The 17,800-nt window shown below is 68.1% G+C and carries 11 protein-coding genes and 1 pseudogene; 5 read left to right on the top strand and 7 right to left on the bottom strand.

The window, feature by feature from the left end:
- Positions 1-2,033: pseudogene (locus tag E4L98_RS23765) on the bottom strand (hypothetical protein); the annotation flags it as partial.
- Positions 2,034-2,215: 182 nt separating this feature from the next.
- On the opposite strand from E4L98_RS23765, the gene E4L98_RS23770 reads away from it, so the two are divergent.
- The 5 genes from E4L98_RS23770 to E4L98_RS23790 all read left to right on the top strand — a co-directional run bounded on the left by E4L98_RS23770 (position 2,216) and on the right by E4L98_RS23790 (position 9,387).
- Positions 2,216-2,572 carry a hypothetical protein gene (locus E4L98_RS23770; RefSeq protein WP_135204012.1) on the top strand — a complete coding sequence of 119 codons (357 nt, stop codon included), beginning with the start codon at positions 2,216-2,218 and terminating at the stop codon, positions 2,570-2,572.
- 67 nt (positions 2,573-2,639) lie between these two features.
- Positions 2,640-5,057, top strand: coding sequence for a catalase (locus tag E4L98_RS23775; RefSeq protein WP_135204013.1), 2,418 nt, complete (start codon positions 2,640-2,642; stop codon positions 5,055-5,057).
- Positions 5,058-5,186: 129 nt separating this feature from the next.
- Complete coding sequence (locus E4L98_RS23780) at positions 5,187-6,809, top strand: MFS transporter (protein ID WP_135204014.1); 1,623 nt, start codon at positions 5,187-5,189, stop codon at positions 6,807-6,809.
- Between the two features lie 5 nt (positions 6,810-6,814).
- Positions 6,815-8,017, top strand: a complete 1,203-nt coding sequence (locus E4L98_RS23785) for an HlyD family secretion protein (RefSeq protein WP_135204015.1) — start codon at positions 6,815-6,817, stop codon at positions 8,015-8,017.
- Entirely contained in the window at positions 8,014-9,387 is a 1,374-nt protein-coding gene (locus E4L98_RS23790) for an efflux transporter outer membrane subunit (protein ID WP_135204016.1), read from the top strand. The genes E4L98_RS23785 and E4L98_RS23790 overlap by 4 nt, the downstream gene beginning before the upstream one ends.
- A gap of 34 nt (positions 9,388-9,421) precedes the next feature.
- Here E4L98_RS23790 and E4L98_RS23795 read toward each other — a convergent pair whose 3' ends face one another.
- The 6 genes from E4L98_RS23795 to E4L98_RS23820 all read right to left on the bottom strand — a co-directional run bounded on the left by E4L98_RS23795 (position 9,422) and on the right by E4L98_RS23820 (position 17,733).
- On the bottom strand, positions 9,422-10,579 hold the full coding sequence (locus E4L98_RS23795; RefSeq protein ID WP_135204017.1) for a GGDEF domain-containing protein: 1,158 nt from the start codon (positions 10,577-10,579) through the stop codon (positions 9,422-9,424).
- A 173-nt stretch (positions 10,580-10,752) separates the two neighbouring features.
- Positions 10,753-11,211 (bottom strand): AraC family transcriptional regulator, encoded by a 459-nt coding sequence (locus E4L98_RS23800; RefSeq protein WP_135204018.1) that lies wholly within the window; start codon positions 11,209-11,211, stop codon positions 10,753-10,755.
- A complete protein-coding gene (locus tag E4L98_RS23805) occupies positions 11,183-14,314 on the bottom strand; it encodes an efflux RND transporter permease subunit (RefSeq protein WP_135204019.1) in 3,132 nt (1,043 codons plus the stop codon). The genes E4L98_RS23800 and E4L98_RS23805 overlap by 29 nt, the downstream gene beginning before the upstream one ends.
- 9 nt (positions 14,315-14,323) lie before the next feature.
- Complete coding sequence (locus tag E4L98_RS23810; RefSeq protein WP_135204020.1) at positions 14,324-15,469, bottom strand: efflux RND transporter periplasmic adaptor subunit; 1,146 nt, start codon at positions 15,467-15,469, stop codon at positions 14,324-14,326.
- Between the two features lie 15 nt (positions 15,470-15,484).
- On the bottom strand, positions 15,485-17,041 hold the full coding sequence (locus E4L98_RS23815; protein WP_229257540.1) for a TolC family protein: 1,557 nt from the start codon (positions 17,039-17,041) through the stop codon (positions 15,485-15,487).
- Positions 17,038-17,733, bottom strand: coding sequence for a CerR family C-terminal domain-containing protein (locus tag E4L98_RS23820; RefSeq protein WP_135204021.1), 696 nt, complete (start codon positions 17,731-17,733; stop codon positions 17,038-17,040). The genes E4L98_RS23815 and E4L98_RS23820 overlap by 4 nt, the downstream gene beginning before the upstream one ends.
- Between the last annotated feature and the right edge of the window lie 67 nt (positions 17,734-17,800).

The following is a 17,800-nucleotide window of genomic DNA, read 5'->3' on the forward strand; positions in this document are numbered from 1 at the left end:
GCCTGTTGTGCCTGCTCCTGCTGCGCCGCCGTGGCGTTGGCCGGGAGGTTGACGCTCTGCGCCGCCGTCTGTGCCGCCAGCGCCTGCTGCTGGGCCTGTTGGGCGGCCACGGTGGCGGCGTTCACGGTGGCGCTGGCCTGCTGGCGCGCGGTCTGGGCCTGCTGGGTGACGCGCGCCTGCTCGGCGGCGTTCTGGGTGGCGGTTTCCTGTGCCTGATCGGCGGCCTGGGTGCGCGCGGTCTGGTTGGCCTGCTGCGTCTGGGCTTCCTGTTGCGTCTGCGCGGTCTGATTGGCCGCCTGGGTCTGTGCCGCCTGCCGCGCTTGATCCAGGTTGGCGGCCTGCGTTTGCGCGTTCTGCTGCGCCTGCGTCTGGTTGGCCGCCAGGGTCTGTTGGTTCTGCTGCGTCTGTGCGGCCTGGTTGGCGGCCTGCGTTTGCGCGTTCTGCTGCGCTTGGGCCTGGTTGGCCGCCAGGGTCTGCGCGTTCTGTTGCGTCTGTGCGGCCTGGTTCGCCGCTTGTGTCTGCAAGGTTTGCGCCTGATCGGCCTGGTTTTGCTGCTGCTGCGCGGCCTGGGTCTGCTGCGCTTGCGTCAGCTGCTGTTGGGCCGCCTGGTTCGCGGCCAGCGTCTGCTGCAGGCCCGCCACCTGTGCCGCCTGCGCCTGCTGTGCATTGGCCTGCAGCGTGGCGGTCTGCCGCGCCTGCAGCTGTTGCGCGGCCTGCTGCTGTTCCAGCTGCGTCTGTTGTAGCTGGAGCGCTTGGGTCTGCCGGGCTTGCTGCGCATCGGCGGCCTCGGTGGCGGCCTGGATGGCCTGCGCGCGCTGGGCGTCCGCGGCCTGATCGGCGACCGCCAGTTGCGCGGCTTGCAGGCGGTCGGTCTGCGCCTGCTGCACGGCCCGGGCCTGCTGCTGTGCTGCCGTCTGGTTGGTCTGCAGTTGTTGCGCAGCCTGCTGTTGCGCGGCGCTCTGATTGGCCTGTAGCTGCTGATCGTTGCGCTGCTGCGCCGCCTGCGCCTGCTGCTGGTCCAGCGCTTGTGCCGTCTGGTTCTGCTGCAGGTTGGCCTGCTGGGCCGCTTGCGCCTGCTGCGCGGCGCTCTGGTTGGCCTGCAGCTGCTGGTCGTTCACCTGCTGCGCCGCCAGTTGTTGCTGGGTGGTCTGGGCCTGTTGCAGGTTGGCTTGCTGGGCGGCCTGTGCCTGCGGATTCACGATCGGCGAGGGCGTCAAGCCCAGTTGCGTGTTGGTCTGTTGTTCGAGGTTGGCGCGCTGCGCCGCCAGGCGGTCGGCCGCCGTTTCCGGCAGCGGATTCTGCGACAACTGATCGAGTTCCGCGCGCGCCAGGTCCAGCCGCGTGTTGGCGGCCAGGTCGGCCGGCGTCAGGGCCGGCTGCTGCGACGAGGTCAGCACCTGGAACGGGTTGCTGGACAGTTCGGGAATCTGCGCGCTGCCCGCCGCGCTCAGCCGCTCGGCAAAGCGCTGCGCCAGAGCGCGGAAAGTATTCAGGGTGTTGTCCAGCGTGGAAGTGGTCTGCTGGTTGTTGGCGTTGAGCGCCGCGCGCAACAGTTCCGGATCGAGCGACAGGCCGCCGGTCAGGTCCGACAGCAGCGCCGGCTGCAGCGTCACGCCCACCCGCGCCAGGTTCTGCGCCAGCGTGTTGGCGCCGTCATTGGGCTGCTGGTTGAGACTGTTGACCAGGTCGTTCAGCAGCGACGCCTGCAGCGGCTGGCCCTGGTCGAAGTCCACGGTCGGCAACAGGTTGAACGCATCGACCACGTTCTGCACCGCGGTGTTCACCGTGTCGGCGCGCGCGGCCGCATCGGCGTTGCCCGGGAGTTGCGACAGTTGCTCCTGGGAATTGGTGACCGTGAGCAGGAAGCTGGCCACCGGCGACAAGTCCACCGTGACCGACGCCGCCGGCGGCGCATCGGTGGCGGAGCCGACGCTATTAATGGTGGCATTGTTGACGGCGGCCGCCTCGCTGGCGCGCGATACCGGCTGCAATTCCGTCGCTGCCGACGGCGTCAGGGATGAGATGGGAAACATTGCCGCGCTCCTGGGTAGATTTGCGTCATCGATAGCATGCGCCTGGCTGCCGGGCCCGTCCGTGTGTTAATTCACATTAGCAGGTATTTTTTACATTGTTAGCTTGCGCACGGTCAAGCGCGGTTGATCGGCCTATCGTGACAGTTCCCTATGCAGCCCAACACACAAGAGAGGACATCACCATGGATCAGAGCATCGACACCAAAATCAACAATACCCGCGACGGCGTCACCCAGATCGGCAAGGATCTGCGCGCCGACGCCCATGCCACCATCGACAAAGTGGCGGAAAAAGTGCCACCGGCAACCGACCGTCTGGCCGCCCAGGCCCACACCGGCGTCGACAAGGTGGCCGACGGCGTGGAATCCACCTCGGAACGCCTGGCCGCACGCGGCAAGCAGGCGCTGGAAACCTACAAGAACTTCACCGAGTCGAGCCGCAACCAGGTGCGCGCCAAGCCGATGCTGTCGGTGCTGGTCGCCGCTGCCGCCGGTTACGGCATCTCCAAGCTGCTGGGCGCGCGCAGCAGCAAGCAGTAATCGTTACGCCATGCGGCTGCCGGCATGGCCGGCAGCCTCCACCCCCGCCATACGCCAAGGATGACTTATGACCAAGAGCAAGCAAGCACCGGCCTCCGTAATGGGGGCCGGTTCCATATTGAGCACCGTATCCGGCCCATCGTCCGCGACGCCACCCGATAACCTGGGCGGCGCCAGCACCCAAGAGCAGGCCCTGCTGGACAAAGTCGCCGGCGGCCAGCAGGCGGCGGCGGGCATGCCGTTCAACGCCAACAAGCCGGGCGAGCACGGCGACGCGTCGCGTTCGCCGCAGGCCGGCAAGACTTGCCCCGTATCCCATCCTGTCGCCACCGCCAGCACCGTCGGCGAGACCAGCGCCTCGCCCAAGACCGGCGGCGGCGTGCCGCCGGTGGGCGTGTGCCCGGCCGGCCATCTGGACCGCGTGCGCGCCGACGGCAGCGGACAGCGCCTGACCACCAATCAGGGCGTGCCGGTGGCGGACAACCAGAATTCGCTCAAGGTCGGCCTGCGCGGCCCGACCGCGATGGAAGACTTCATCCTGCGCGAAAAGATCACCCACTTCGACCACGAGCGCATCCCTGAGCGGGTGGTGCACGCGCGCGGTTCGGCCGCCCACGGCTACTTCGAGAGCTACCAGGACCTGAGCGCCATCACCCGCGCCGCGCCGTTCGCGGCGGCCGGCAAGCGCACCCCGGTGTTCGTGCGTTTCTCCACCGTGGCCGGCGAGCGCGGCTCGGCCGACACCGTGCGCGACGTGCGCGGCTTCGCCGTCAAGTTCTACACCGACGAGGGCAACTGGGACCTGGTGGGCAACAACATCCCGGTGTTCTTCATCCAGGACGCGATGAAATTCCCGGACCTGATCCATGCCGTCAAGCCGGAGCCGAACAACGCCATCCCGCAGGCGGCCAGCGCGCACGACACCTTCTGGGACTTCGTCACGCTGATGCCGGAATCGACCCACATGCTGATGTGGCACACCTCCGACCGCGCCATTCCGCGCAGCTACCGTACCATGCAGGGCTTCGGCGTGCACACCTTCCAGCTGGTGAACGCCAACGGCGAAGCGGTGTTTTGCAAATTCCACTGGCAACCGGTGCAGGGCACCCACTCGCTGGTGTGGGACGAGGCGGCGAAGATCGCCGGCGCCGATCCCGACTTCCACCGCCGCGACCTGTGGGAAGCGATCGAGGCGGGTGCCTATCCCGAATGGGAACTGGGCCTGCAGATCTTCACCGAAGAACAGGCCGACCAGTTCCCCTTCGATATCCTCGATCCGACCAAGATCGTGCCGGAGGAACTGGTGCCGGTGCAGGTGGTCGGCAAAATGACGCTGAACCGCAATCCGGACAATTTCTTTGCCGAGACCGAGCAGGTGGCGTTTTGCACGGCGCACATCATCCCCGGCATCGACTTCACCAACGACCCGCTGCTGCAGGGCCGCATCCACTCCTACGTGGACACCCAGATCAGCCGCCTGGGCGGACCGAATTTCCACGAAATTCCGATCAATGCGCCGGTGGCGCCGCTGCACAACAACCAGCGCGACGGCATGCACCGCCAGGCCATCGCCCGCGGCCGGGTGGCGTACGAGCCGAATTCGCTGGGCGGCGGCTGTCCGTTCCAGGCCGGCATGGCCGGCTTCCAGACCGTGTTCAAGATGCCGCAGCCGCCGGAGGACAAGGTGCGCGGCAAACCGGAGCTGTTCGCCGACCACTATTCGCAGGCGCGCCTGTTCTGGATCAGCCAGACGCCGGCCGAGCAGGCCCACATCGTCAACGCCTTCCGCTTCGAATTGAGCAAGGTGCAGACCCCGGCCATCCGCGTGCGGCTGGTGTCCATGCTGGCCAATGTCGATCCTATCCTGGCCGAGGGCGTGGCCCAGGGACTGGGCATCGAGGTGCCCGCGCCGATGCCGCTGGCGACCCAGGCGCCGCCGCCGCATTACCATCCGTCGCCGGCGCTGTCGCTGCTGGCGCGGCCGGGGGCGACCGGCATCAAGACGCGCAAGGTGGCGATCCTGGCCGGCCACGGCGTCGACGCGGCCAGCCTGCAGGCGGTGTATGCCGACCTGCTGGCCGAGGGCGCGGCGCCGCGCGTGGTGTCGCCGCAACTGGGACAACTGGTGGCGTATGACGGCAGCCGCGTCGACGTCGAAGTCTCGATCGAGGCCACCCCCGCCGTGCTGTACGACGCGGTGGTGATCGCCGACGGCGCCGCCAGCGTGGCGATGCTGATGCGCGACCCCGACGCGCGCGACTTCATCCGCCAGCAGTACCGCCACTGCAAGCCGGTGCTGGCGCTGGGCGAGGGCAAGGATCTGCTGGAAAAGGTCGGCATCCCCACCGCGATGGATAACGGCGACGCCGACGCCGGGCTGTTTGTGGCCGCCGCCGGCGGAGCCGATGCCGGTCTGCAGGCGTTCAAGCAGGCGCTGGCCGGGCACCGCAACTTCCAGCGCGAGTTCGACGCCGCGCCGCTGTAACGGCACGCCCCCGGTCCCGGGGGCTGCCGCTTATCTCCATAGTAGTATTCCCCCTGTGGCGGGCATGAGGTATGCTCGCCATAACGCTGTTGCCTCCTCCCTCGAAAGAAAGAATCCGGACACCGACACATGGACGTTTACGCCCCCCAGACCTGGAAGCCGCACGAGCGGCCTACCTTGCCCGGCTCGCCGTCCAATCCCGATCATCCGTTTGCCACGCGGGTGGCGTTCCTGATCGTCGGCCTGATCATCGGCATCACCGGTGGCCTGGGGAACGCGCTGGTATCGGTCAACCTGCCCTACCTGCAAGGTTCGCTGGGCGTGTACTCGACCGAAATCCAGTGGCTGCCGGCGGCCTACGTGATGGCCAACGTGTCGATGAACCTGCTGCTGGTGAAGTTCCGCCAGCAGTACGGCCTGCGTCTGTTCACCGAGCTGTTTCTGATCCTGTACGCGACCGTCACCGTGGCCCACCTGTTCGTGCACGGACTGGGATCGGCCATCGCGGTGCGCGCCGCGCACGGCATGAGCGGGGCGGCGCTGACCAGTTTGAGCCTGTACTACACGCTGCAGGCGTTTCCGGCCGCGCACCGGCTGAAGGGCGCGGTGCTGGGCATCGGCTTCTCGCAGCTGGCGGTGCCGATGGCGCGCTTGTTCTCGTCCGAGCTGCTGGAAATCGCCGAGTGGCGCGGCCTGTACTTTTTCGAACTGGGGCTGGCGCTGGTGTCGCTGGGCTGCGTGCTGGGCCTGAAACTGCCGCCGGGCGACCGTATCCGCGTGTTCGAAAAAATGGATTTCCTCACCTTCTTCCTGTTCGCGCCCGGCGTCGCGCTGCTGTCGGCGGTGCTGGCGCTGGGCCGCGCCGTGTGGTGGCTGGAGGCGCCGTGGGTCGGCTACAGCCTGGCCGGCGCCATCGTGCTGATCGCCGCCGCCCTGACCATCGAGCATAACCGCGCGCGGCCGCTGATCAACACGCGCTGGCTCAGCAACGGCAACATGGCGCGGCTGGCGCTGTCGGTGCTGCTGATCCGCGTGGTGCAGTCGGAGGCCAGCGGCACCGTCGGTTTCCTGCAGGCGCTGGGCCTGAACAACGACCAGATGCTGACCTTGTGGTGGATCGTGATGCTGGCCTCGGTGGCCGGCATGGTGGCCAGCGCACTGCTGATCGCGCCGCCGCGCATCCCGATGATGCTGCTGTTTTCGCTGGGGGTGATGGCGCTGGGCGCCTACCTGGATTCCGATGCCACCAATCTGACGCGGCCGCAGGATCTGTACGTGAGCCAGTTCCTGCTCGGCTTTGGCGGCGGCATGTTCGTCGGTCCGACGTTTATTTCCGGTTTCGGCGCGGTGATCGCGGCGCCGAACAACCTGGTCAGCTTCTCGGTCATGTTCAGCATCACCCAGACCCTGGGCAGCCTGCTGGGCACCGCGCTGACCACGACCTTCCAGGTGGTGCGCGAAAAATACCATTCCAGTGTGCTGGTCGATAACCTGACCCTGCTCAACCCGCAGGTGGTGTCGCGCCTGCAGTCGGGCGGGCTGGCCAACCTGGGCGGCGCGGCCACGCGCGAGGCGAATATTCTGGCATACAACGACGTGTTCCTGGCGATCACCGTGCTGGCGCTGCTGACCATGGCCTGGCTGCTGGCGCGCTACCTGTGGACGCAATGCGTGGTGTGTCAGCCGTCGCCGGCGCACAACGCGCAGACCGGCATCGCCAACGTCTCCCTTAACAATTCCGGATCCCGCTAGAGCACATGGCTAACGACACCTCAGACAACAAAGACCCTTCCGACAACCGCGTGGCGGCGGTGGCCGCGGCCGCGGCGGCGGCCGCAGTGGCGGCAGCCGCGCCCACCGCGCCGGCGCCGGACCGGCGCGGCCAGATCATCTCGGCCGTGATCTTTTCGCTGGTGGCCCTGGTGGGGGTGCTGATCGTGCTGTATGCGTGGCGGCTGCCGCCGTTCACCAGCGCCATCGTCTCGACCGAGAATGCGCTGGTGCGCGGGCAGGTGACGCTGATCGGCACCCAGATCCCGGGCTATGTGGTGGACGTCAGGGTGCAGGATTTCCAGTACGTGAAGCAGGGCGACCTGCTGGCGCAGATCGACGACCGCACCTACCAGCAGCGCTACGAGCAGGCCGTGGCGCAGCTGGCGGCGCAGAAGGCGGCGCTGCAGAACTGGGAACAGTCGCTGCGTTCCGCGCAGGCCGGCGTGCTGCTGAACGAGGCGACCGTCGCCAATGCCCAGGCGCAGGCGGCCAAGTCGGCGGCCGACCTGCGGCGCGTCGACGCGCTGGCGGCCGACGGCTCGCTGTCGCTGCGCGAGCAGGACGCGTCCAAGGCGGCGCGCACGCAGACCGTGGCGGCGGTGGACCAGGCGCGCGCCAACCTGGAAATCTCGAAGCAGCAGGTGCGCGCGGTGACGGTCAACAAGCTGTCGCTGGAAGCGGCGGTGGCCAATGCCGAAGCGGCGCTGAAGGCGGCCAAGGTCGATCTCGACAATACGCGCATCACGGCGCCGGAAGACGGCCAGCTGGGCCAGGTCACGGTGCGCAAGGGCGCGTATGTGAACACCGGTGCGCAGCTGATGGGCCTGGTGCCGAAGCAGCTGTGGGTGATCGCCAACCTGAAAGAGACGCAGATGAACAACGTGCGGGTCGGCCAGCCGGCCACCTTCAAGGTCGATGCGCTGGACGGCGCGGCGCTGACCGGCGTGGTGGAACGCATCTCGCCGGCCACCGGCTCCGAATTCAGCGTGCTGCCGGCCGATAACGCCACCGGCAATTTCGTCAAGATCGCGCAGCGCATCCCGGTGCGCATCCGCATCGACCAGGGCCAGGCCAACACGCGGCGGCTGGCGCCGGGCATGTCGGTGATCGTCAGCATCGACACCTCGGTGCAGGTGGATGAGGAAGGCCACCGCACCAAGGTGAAACGCGGCGGAGAACAGCCATGAGGATGCATGCCATGGCGCTGGCCGTGCTGCTGGCCGGCTGCGCGGCCACGGTGCCGCCACCGCCCGCCTCCAGCCTGCGCACGCCGGCCGCCTGGCGCACCGCGGTCGAAGGCCAGAGCAGCGAACCGGTGGCGCGCGAATGGTGGCAAAGCTTCGGCGATCCGGCGCTGACCGCTTTGGTCGCCCAAGCGCTGCAGAACAATGGCGACCTGCGCGTGGCCCGCGCGCGCGTGGCGCAGTACCGCGCGCTGGTCGGCGTCGCCGAGGCGGGGCAGAAGGCCAACGTCATCGTCGACAGCGCGCCGACGCGCACGCGCCAGCTGGCCTACAACGGCGTGCCGTACGTGACCAATGTCTACCAGGCCGAATTCCAGGCCAATTACGAGGTCGACGTGTGGGGGCGGTTGGCCGCGCTGACCGACGCCGCCGTCGCCACCTACCAATCGGAGCAGGCCAACGCCGATGCGGCGGCGCTGTCGATCGCCGCCACCGTCGCCTCGGGCTACCTCAACCTGCGCGGACTGGACGCGCAGCTGGCGCTGACTGAGGCCACGCTCAAGCTGCGTGAGGAATCGCGCAACCTGGCGCAGAAACAGTTCGAAGTCGGCTACAGCTCGCGGCTGGAATGGCTGCAGGCGCAGGCTGAATACCAGACCACGGCCGAGCAGATCCCGCAGCTCAAGCGCGCCATCTTCGAACAGGAAAATGCGCTGTCGATACTCAGCGGCGGCAATCCCGGCCCGGTCGCGCGCGGCGTGGAACTGGAAGCGCTGCAGCCGCCGGCGGTGCCGGCCGGCCTGCCCTCCGAACTGCTGCGGCGCCGGCCCGACATCGCCCGTGCCGAATACAACCTGGTCGCCATCAACGCCAACCTGCGGGCCACGCGCGACCAGATGCTGCCGTCGTTCAAACTGACCGCCGTGGGCGGCGTGCAGAATCTGAAGTGGCACGACTTCGTCAACGCGCCGACGGCGTTGTGGCGGCTGACCGGCGCGGTGGCCGCCCCGGTCTTCGAGGGCGACCGCATCCAGCACCAGACCGACGCCGCCGCGGCCCAGCGCGACCAGGCCATCTATGCGTATGAAAACGCCGTGCGCACCGCGTTTTCCGAGACCGACAACAGCCTGGGCGCCATCGTCCGCCTGAAAGAGCAGGCGGTGCAGAACGACGCGCGCCGGGCGACGGCGGCCGAAACGCTGCGCATCGCCCACAACCGCTACCGCAACGGCTACGCCTCCTACCTGGAAGAACTGGACGCGCAGCGCACCCTGTTCGCGGCCGACGTGAACCGATTGCAGCTGCGCACGCGCATCCTCACCGCCTCGGTCGACCTCTACCGCGCCATGGGCGGCGGCTGGACCGGCCGGTAGGATCGGGGTCAGAGCCGACATTCGGACCCCGATCTTAAATGAGGGCGGCGCGGACGGCGTTGCGGCCGTGGCGCTTGACCGCGTACAGCTGGCTGTCGGCGCAGCCGATCAGCGCCTCGGCCGAGGGCGCCGCGTGCGGATAGCGGATCGCCACCGAGCCGATGCCAAAGCTGGCCGTGGCGGTGACGGTCGCGGCGCCGGTCTGGATGGGCGTGCCGGCAAAGGCCTGGCGGATGCGCTCGGCCAGCGCGCGGGCGCCATCGAGTTCGGTCTGCGGCAGCACTACCAGGAATTCCTCGCCGCCATAGCGGATCACGCTGTCGATGGTGTCGCGCGTCATCGCCAACAGCAGGGCGGCAAACCGTTGCAGCACCTGATCGCCGGCCGCGTGGCCGTGGGTATCATTGACTTGCTTGAAATGGTCGAGGTCGCACAGGACGACCGACAGCGCGGTGCCGTAGCGGCGGCAGCGCGCCAGCTCGGCGTCCAGCAGGCCGCGCTGCAGCACGCGGCGGTTGTAGCAGCCCGTCAGCGGATCGCGGTCCGCCAACTGCTGCAGCATGAAGGCGGCGCGGAACGCTTCGCGCTGCGCCAGGTGGATGCGCTTGGCGGCGATGAAGCCGAGCGCGTTGCCGAGGATAAGCAGCAGGATCAGCGTCAGCACGTCGTCGGCGTGGCGCAGCCCCTGGACGACCAGCATGGCGGCAAACACCATGCTGGAGACGATGCCGATCGCCACCGCATACAGGAAGCGGTTGGGAAAATTGACGTAGACCGCCATCAGGATCAGCGCCAGCGACATGGTGTTCCAGGCCAGCGCCTCCGGCTGATACCAGGCCACCAGCATGAACACGGCCAACGCGGCGCTCAGCAGGGTGCTGGCGGCCAGTGGCGGCGTGCGCGGCGACTCCGGCCATCTGGACAGGGCGACATGGCCGCCCAGCGCGATCAGCGCGACCAGCACGCGCAGCGCCACCAGCAGCCAGGCGGTGAGGGTGTAGCCCAGCGTGGCGATATCGGTGACGCCAAACACCACGTAAAAAAACGCCGCAAACAGCAGGCTGGCCTTCAGCTGCGCGCTGTGCTGCGGCAACAGGTGGCGCCGGAAGCGGTCCTCGAAGGCCGCATCCTCGAATTCCGCGCGGCGGCGATCGATGGCATGGCGATAAGGTGATAAATCGTCGAGCTTCAAGGCAGCGTTTCCGGAATGAGCGTGGCTCAATATACAGCGAGAAAGCGGGAAACGGCGCGTAATCGGCAACTTGGGCGGTAAACTTCGGGGTCAGGTCTTCCATTGCGTCACGGGCTCTACCGTGGCGCCCGCCACGGTAGAGCCCGTGACGCAATGGAAGACCTGACCCCGGATTATCTGGCGGGGACGCAGAGCTCGGCTTGGAAGATGCCGCTGGCCGGGTCCATGGCGTAATCGGCCGGGTAGCGCTCGAAGCAGACGCCGTCGGCCGCCACGCCGTCGGCCTGCAGCTGGCGGTAAAACGCGCCCCAGGCCGCCGCTACCTCGACGCCGGTACCGCGGAAGGCGGCCACCGCGTAGCGCCCGGCCGGCAGGTGGGCCTCCTTGGCCGGCGCCTGGATCGGGTAGTCCGGTGACACCGCCACGCAGGCGTCGTAGCGGCAGTCGGCGGCCGGCGTGGTGGCCGGATCGTCCTGCGCCACGCCGTAGGTCACTTTGCCGAGCAGGCCGTAGGCTTTTTGCCACGGCGTGAATACTTCTTTCCAGAATTCACCGATGGCCGGGCCGAACGCGCCCTTGTAGCGCAGGTAGGCGACGCGGACTTCAGGCAACTCTTTGATCTCGTACTGCATGCAGGTCTCCTTGATCGTGTGCGGCCGGCGGCTGACGGCGCAGTTTGCGCACCATGCGGCCGACCCAGTGTTCGAAGTCGTCGATGTAGGTGAACACGGCCGGCACCACCAGCAAGCTCAACAGCGTGGAGGTGATCAGGCCGCCGATCACGGTGATCGCCATCGGCGAGCGGAAGCTCGGATCGGCGCCCCAGCCCAGCGCCAGCGGCAGCATGCCGGCGCCCATGGCGATGGTGGTCATCAGGATCGGACGGCTACGCTTGTGGCAGGCGTCGACCAGCGCGTCGAATCGGCCCATGCCTTCCCGGCGCGCCAGAATAGCATAATCGACCAGCAGGATGGAGTTCTTGGTGACGATGCCCATCAGCATGATCAGGCCGATCATTGACGGCATCGACAGCGCGCTGCGGGTGATCAGCATCAGCACGAAGGCGCCGCCGATCGACAGCGGCAGTGCCGCCAGAATCGTCACCGGCTGCATGAAGTCCTTGAACAGCAGCACCAGCACGCAGTAGATGCACAACACGCCGATCAGCATGGCGATGCCGAAGCTGGCGAACAGCGCGGCCATTTCCTGGGTGTCGCCGAGTTCCGCGATCTTCACCGACGCCGGCAGGTTTTTCAGCGACGGCAGCGCGCGCGCCTCGGCATTGACCTCGCCCAGCGTGCGCTTGCCCAGTTCCACTTCCAGCGTGACGTTGCGGCTGCGGTTCAAGCGGTTGATTTGCGCCGGGCCGCTCTGCATGCTGATGTCGGCCACGGTGGCCAGCAGCACCGGCCCGTTCTTGCCCGGCACGGTCAGGCGGCCGATGGCGTCCAGGTCGGCGCGCACGGCGTCCGGCAGCTTGACGCGGATCGGCACCTGGCGTTCCGGCAGGTTCATTTTGGTCAGGTCGGTGTCGTAGTCGCCGGCGGTAGCCACGCGCACGGTCTGGCCGATCGACGCGGCGGTCACGCCCAGGTCGGCCGCCTTGGCGAAGTCCGGCTTGACGATGATTTCCGGCCGCACCAGCGACGCGGTCGAGCGCACGTTGCCGACGCCCTTCAAGGTACGCAGTTCGCGCTCGGCCTTTTGTGCGGCTGCCTGCAGCGCCACCGGATCTTCGGAGCGCAGCACCAGCTGCATCTTGACGCCGTTGTCCGGCGGGCCGACCTTGAAGCGGGCGCCGGGGATGGCGTCCAGCTTGTGACGGATTTCCGCTTCCAGGTCGGCCATGGATTCCTTGCGCTCGTTGCGGTGCACGACGCTCAGCGTCAGCACGGCGCTGCGCGCTTCGGCCGCCGCGCCGGGCGCGAAGGTGTCGCCGCTGGAGCCGCCGCCGATGGAGCTGAAGATGTGTTTCACGCCCTTGACTTCCATCGCCGCCTGGCGCGCGCGCTCGGCCACCACGCTGGTTTCGGCCAGGGTGGCGCCGGGCGGCAGTTCCAGGTTGATCTGGGTCTGCGCGCGGTCGGCCGCCGGCACGAAGCCGGTCGGCAGCAGCCCGACCAGCATCATCGAGCAGACGAAGAACACGCCGGCGCCGGCCACGGTGATCAGGCGGTGGCTCAGACACCAGCGCATGACGCGGATGTAGCGCGCCATCAGCGGGCCGTCGACGTCTTCCTTGTGCGCGGTCGGCTTGAGGATGTAGGCCGCCATCATCGGCGTCAGCAGGCGCGCCACCACCAGCGACGCCAGCACCGCGATCACGGCGGTCCAGCCGAACTGCTTGAAGAACAGGCCGGGGATGCCGCCCATGAAGGCGGTCGGCAGGAACACGGCGACCAGCGCGAAGGTGGTGGCGATCACCGCCATGCCGATTTCGTCGGCCGCTTCCATGGCCGCTTCCAGCGGCGTTTTACCCATGCGCAGATGGCGTTCGATGTTTTCGATTTCGACGATGGCGTCGTCCACCAGCACGCCCACCACCAGGGCCAGCGACAGCAGGGTGACGGTGTTCAGCGTGTAGCCGAACAGGTAGATGCCGAGGAAGGCCGGCATCACCGACAGCGGCAGCGCCGCCGCCGCGACCAGGGTGGCGCGCCAGTCGCGCAGGAACCAGAACACCACCAGCACGGCCAGCGCCGCGCCTTCGTACAGCAGCTCCATCGAGCCTTCGAAGTTTTCCTCGACCGGCACGGTATTGTCGATCACCTGTTTCAGTTCGACCTTGGGATTGGCCTTCTGCAGTTCGGCGATGGCGGCGCGCACGCCCTTGGCCACCGCCACTTCGCTGGCGCCCTTGGTACGGAAGATCTCGAAGCCGACCACCGGGCTGCCATCCTGCAGCGCCTGGGCGCGCGGTTCGGCCACGGTGTCGGTGACGGTGGCCACCTGGTCGAGCCGCACGCGGCGGCCGTCCGGCAGCGGCAGTTCCATCGCGCTCAGTTCCGCCGCCGTCTGCACGGTGGCGATGGTGCGCACCGATTGTTCGGCGCCGCTGACGTCACCGCGTCCGCCCGGCGCTTCCTTCTGCACGTTGTGCAGCTGGCGCGAGACGTCCAGCGCGGAGACGCGCAGGGCGGCCATGCGCGCATCGTCCAGTTCCACGCGGATCTCGCGGCTGACGCCACCGACGCGCTTGACCGAGCCGACGCCCGGAACCGACAGCAAACGCTTGGCGACGGTGTTGTCGACGAACCAGCTGAGTTCCTGCTTGTCCAGCTTGTCGCCGGGCGTGGCGGCGGCGGCGGCGGTGAAGGTCTGCACCACGCGGCCGGCGGTGGTGGCCTTGGTGACGGTGGGGTCGCGCAGCTCGGCCGGCATGTCGGCCTTGACCCGCGCCACCGCGTCGCGCACGTCGTTGACCGCGTCGGAGATGTTTTTCTCGAGGATGAATTCGATGGTCAGCGTGGCCACGCCATCGAGCACGGTGGTGTGGATGTTCTTGATGCCTTGCAGGGTAGCGACCGAGTCCTCGATCTTGCGCGCGACTTCGGTTTCCAGCTGCGCCGGCGCGCTGCCGTCCAGCGTCGCGGTGACGGTGACGATGGGCAGTTCGATATCGGGGAAATCCTGTACCGGATTGGCCTTGTAGGCCATGAAGCCCGCCAGCGTGAGCAGGGCGAACAGCATGATCGCCGGTATCGGGTTGCGGATGGAAAGAGCGGAGAAGTTCATGGCGCTTCCTTAGTTGGCGGCCAGTTTGGGCGGCGCATTGTCCGCGGCGACGCTGACCAGGTCACCGTCGTTGAGGAAGCCGGCGCCGCGCACCACCACCTGGGTGTCGGCATCCAGGCCACCCAGCACCTCGATGCGGTCGCCGAGGCGGCGGCCCGGCTGCACCTTGAGCTGGCTGACGTGCTTGTCGGCGTTCAGGCGGAACACGAAGCTGAAACCGTCGCGCACCACGATGGCCTGCTGCGGCAGGGTGATGGCTTGCGACGCGCCCAGCTCGAACTGGCCGCTGGCGAACATGCCGGCCTTGAACGGCGCGTCCTTGCTGCCGGCGCTTTGCGGCAGATCGACGTAGACCAGCGCCGAGCGGGTTTGCGGATCGACGGTGGGGGCGATCATGCGCACCTTGCCGGTGACTTCGCTGCCGTTGGCGGCTTTGACGGTGGCGTTCACGCCGGGCTTCAGGTTGCGCAGATCGGCCGCCACCACTTCGGCGCGCCATTCGAGCCGGCCCTGGCGGATCATGCGGAACAGTTCCGTGCCGGCGTTGGAGACCGCGCCCACGGTGGCCATGCGGGCGGAGATGATGCCGCTGTCCGGCGCCACCACCCCGGTGTATTTGAGGCGCAGCTGCTGGCTCGCCAGCGCGGCCCTGGCGGAAGCGATGCGGGCGTTGGCGGTTTGTTCGGCGGTGTTGTACTGGCTGATCTGCTGGGCGCTCAGGGCGCCGGAATTTTGCAGCGTGCGGGCGCGCGCGGCGTTGGCTGCGGCATCGGCGGCATTGGCTTCCGCTTCATGCAGCGCGGCTTGGGCCTGGGCGATGTCGGCGTTGACGGTCTCCTGCGAGAACACGGCCAGCACGTCGCCGGCCTTGACGACGTCGCCGACGTTGACGCGCACTTCGGTCAGGCGCAGGCCGGTCGATTCGCTGCTGACGCTCGCTTCCTGCCAGGCGGCGACATTGCCGTTGGCGGCCAGCTTGATCGGCAGGCTGGCGCTGGACGGCTTGGTGACGGTGACGGTGAGCGCGGGCTTGGCCGCTTCCGGCTTCTTCTCGTCGGCCGCCTGGGTGGACGGCGGGTAGGCGGCAATGCCGACGCCGGTGACGATGCAGGCGGCCAGCAGGACGAGGGCGATGGGTTTCAGTTTGGTGGTCATGGTATGTGGTCTGTATTAGTTGACGGCCAGGGCCGGCACGCCGGTCCAGCCGCCGCCGGCGGCGCGGTAGAGGGCGACCCAGGCGGCGCTGCGTTCGCGCTGCAGGTTGATGACGGTCTGCTCGGCGGCCAGGCGGGTACGGCGGGCGTCTTCCAGTTCGAACAGGCTGGCCATGCCGTTCTTGTAGCGGTCTTCGACGGCGCTGTAATTGGTGCGGTAGCCTTCCAGCGCGGTCTGGGCGTCGCCGGCGCGGGCCGAGGTGCTGTCCAGATTGACCAGCGCCTGTTCGACTTCGCTGACGGCCTGGCGCACGGTGGCGCGGTAGCTGACCACGGCGGCGTCGTAGCGCGCGGCGGCGGCATCGACGTTGGCCTTGCGGCGGCCGGCGTCGAACACCGGCAGCGACATGGACAGCGGACCGATGGTCCAGGTGTCGGTCTTGGTGTTTTCGCCGGCGGAGCGGAAGTTGGCGATGCCGACGGAGCCGGACAAGGCCAGGCGCGGGTAGCGCTGCGCCTCGGCGTTGCCGACATCGGCGCTGGCTGCCGCCACTTCGCGTTCGGCGGTGAAGACGTCCGGCCGCTGGCTCAGGATGCGCGCCGGCAGTTCGGAGATGGCCAGCGGCGGCGCGGCAAAGGCGGCATGATCTTCGGCGCGGGCGACAGCATCCGCCACGCCATGGCCGCTTGCGCCCGCGGCTGCTCCGGAGTCCGCCGCAACGGCGGACGTGTGGTGGTCCGCGACCGCCACCGCCGCGGCGTGTTCCGCCACTGCTGGATGCGCGCCTGCCGCGGCCGGCGGCATGGCGGCCAGCTTGTGGCGCAACTCCGGTTCCGGCATCGCCGTCAGCGCGGACAGCACCTTGATGTCGACGTCGCACTGCGCGCGCTGGGCGATGTAGCGGTTGTTGCCGTCGGCGGCGCTGGCGCGCGACAACGCCAGGCTGGCGGGCGACTGGAAGCCGGCCTTGGCGCTCAAGTCGGTCAGCCTGGCCGTGTCGGCGCGCGAGACGGCATCCTGCTGCGCCACCGCCAGCAGCTGTTGGCAGGCGCGCAGGCCGTAGTATTGGTTGGCCACTTCGGCCGCCACCGACACGCGCGCATCGTGCCAGCCGGCGTGTGCGCTCTCCAGGCGCGCCTGCGCCGCATCGCGCGCCGCGCGATTGGCGCCGAACACGTCGATCTCCCACGATGCCTGCAGGGCTGCCTGCGAGGTGGTCCCGGTGGGCAGCAGCGATTGCTGATTGGCGCGGTTGACGCTGGCAGTGGCATCGACCGACGGCGCCAGCGCGGCGCCCGCCGCCACGCGCTCGGCGCGCGATTGCGCAATGCGCGACGCGGCCGAGGCCACGGTCGGACTGACCCGCTGCGCCGACTCGATCAGCTCCGCCAGCAGACCATCCGACTGCCCGCGCCACCAGGCCGCGAGGTCGGTCTGGCTGCCATTGTGCGGCAAGGGCACCTGCCATTGCCGGGGCGCCGCCGCATCGACCTGCCGCGCCGGCCCCTGCACCGCGCAGGCGCTCAAGGCCATCGCGACGGCCAGGGCCATCACGTTCAATAAGACTCTCATTTTTTCCCTTGTTGAAGTTTGGTTTTTTCGGCCTTGACCAGCGCCTCGGCAAAATTGGTCAGCTGCCCGGCCCACAGTTCGATCGCCGCGGGCGTGGCCATCATGTGCGGCGTGACGGCGTTGACCACGTCGCGGCCGATCAGCATCTGCACGCACATGGCTGCGATGGCGTAGGCCAGCAGATGGATGCCGTCGTTCGGCTTCTTCAGACCGAGGTGGCGGCACAGCACGCGCACCAGCGCCAGGTGCTCGGGCTTGATGTTGTCCTCGATCTCGCGCTGCCAGATGCCGGTCGGCTCCAGCATCTCGCGATAGAACAGGCGCAGCATCACCTCCGCGTCGGCGCCGGCCAGCAGCGGCGCGATCATCTGCTGGTAGTAGCCGCGCAGCGACTCGCGCAGCGTGAAGTGCGGCTGGTCGAACATGGCGATGTTGTCCTCGGCCGGCGTGCAGATCGCCGTGAAGCAGGCCTGGTACAAGCCGGCCTTGTCGCCGAAGTAGTAGCTGATCGCCGCCACATTGGCGTTGGCTGCCTGCGCTATCTCGCGCGTCGAGGTTTTGGAAAAGCCCTGCTCGCCGAACAGGCGCATGGCCGCGTGCAGCAGGCGTTCGCGCGATTGTTCGCCGTCCGAGCGGGGCTTGCGGCCCTCGTCGGCGGGACTGATTTCTGGGGACGTAGGTTTAGCGTTCATGGCCGGCATTACAGCACATAAGTCAAACAAATGATATAACTAAATCGTTTGTTTAATTTATTTTGGA

It is taken from the genome of Duganella callida, from assembly GCF_004614165.1.
GTDB classification, from domain to species: domain Bacteria; phylum Pseudomonadota; class Gammaproteobacteria; order Burkholderiales; family Burkholderiaceae_D; genus Rugamonas; species Rugamonas callida.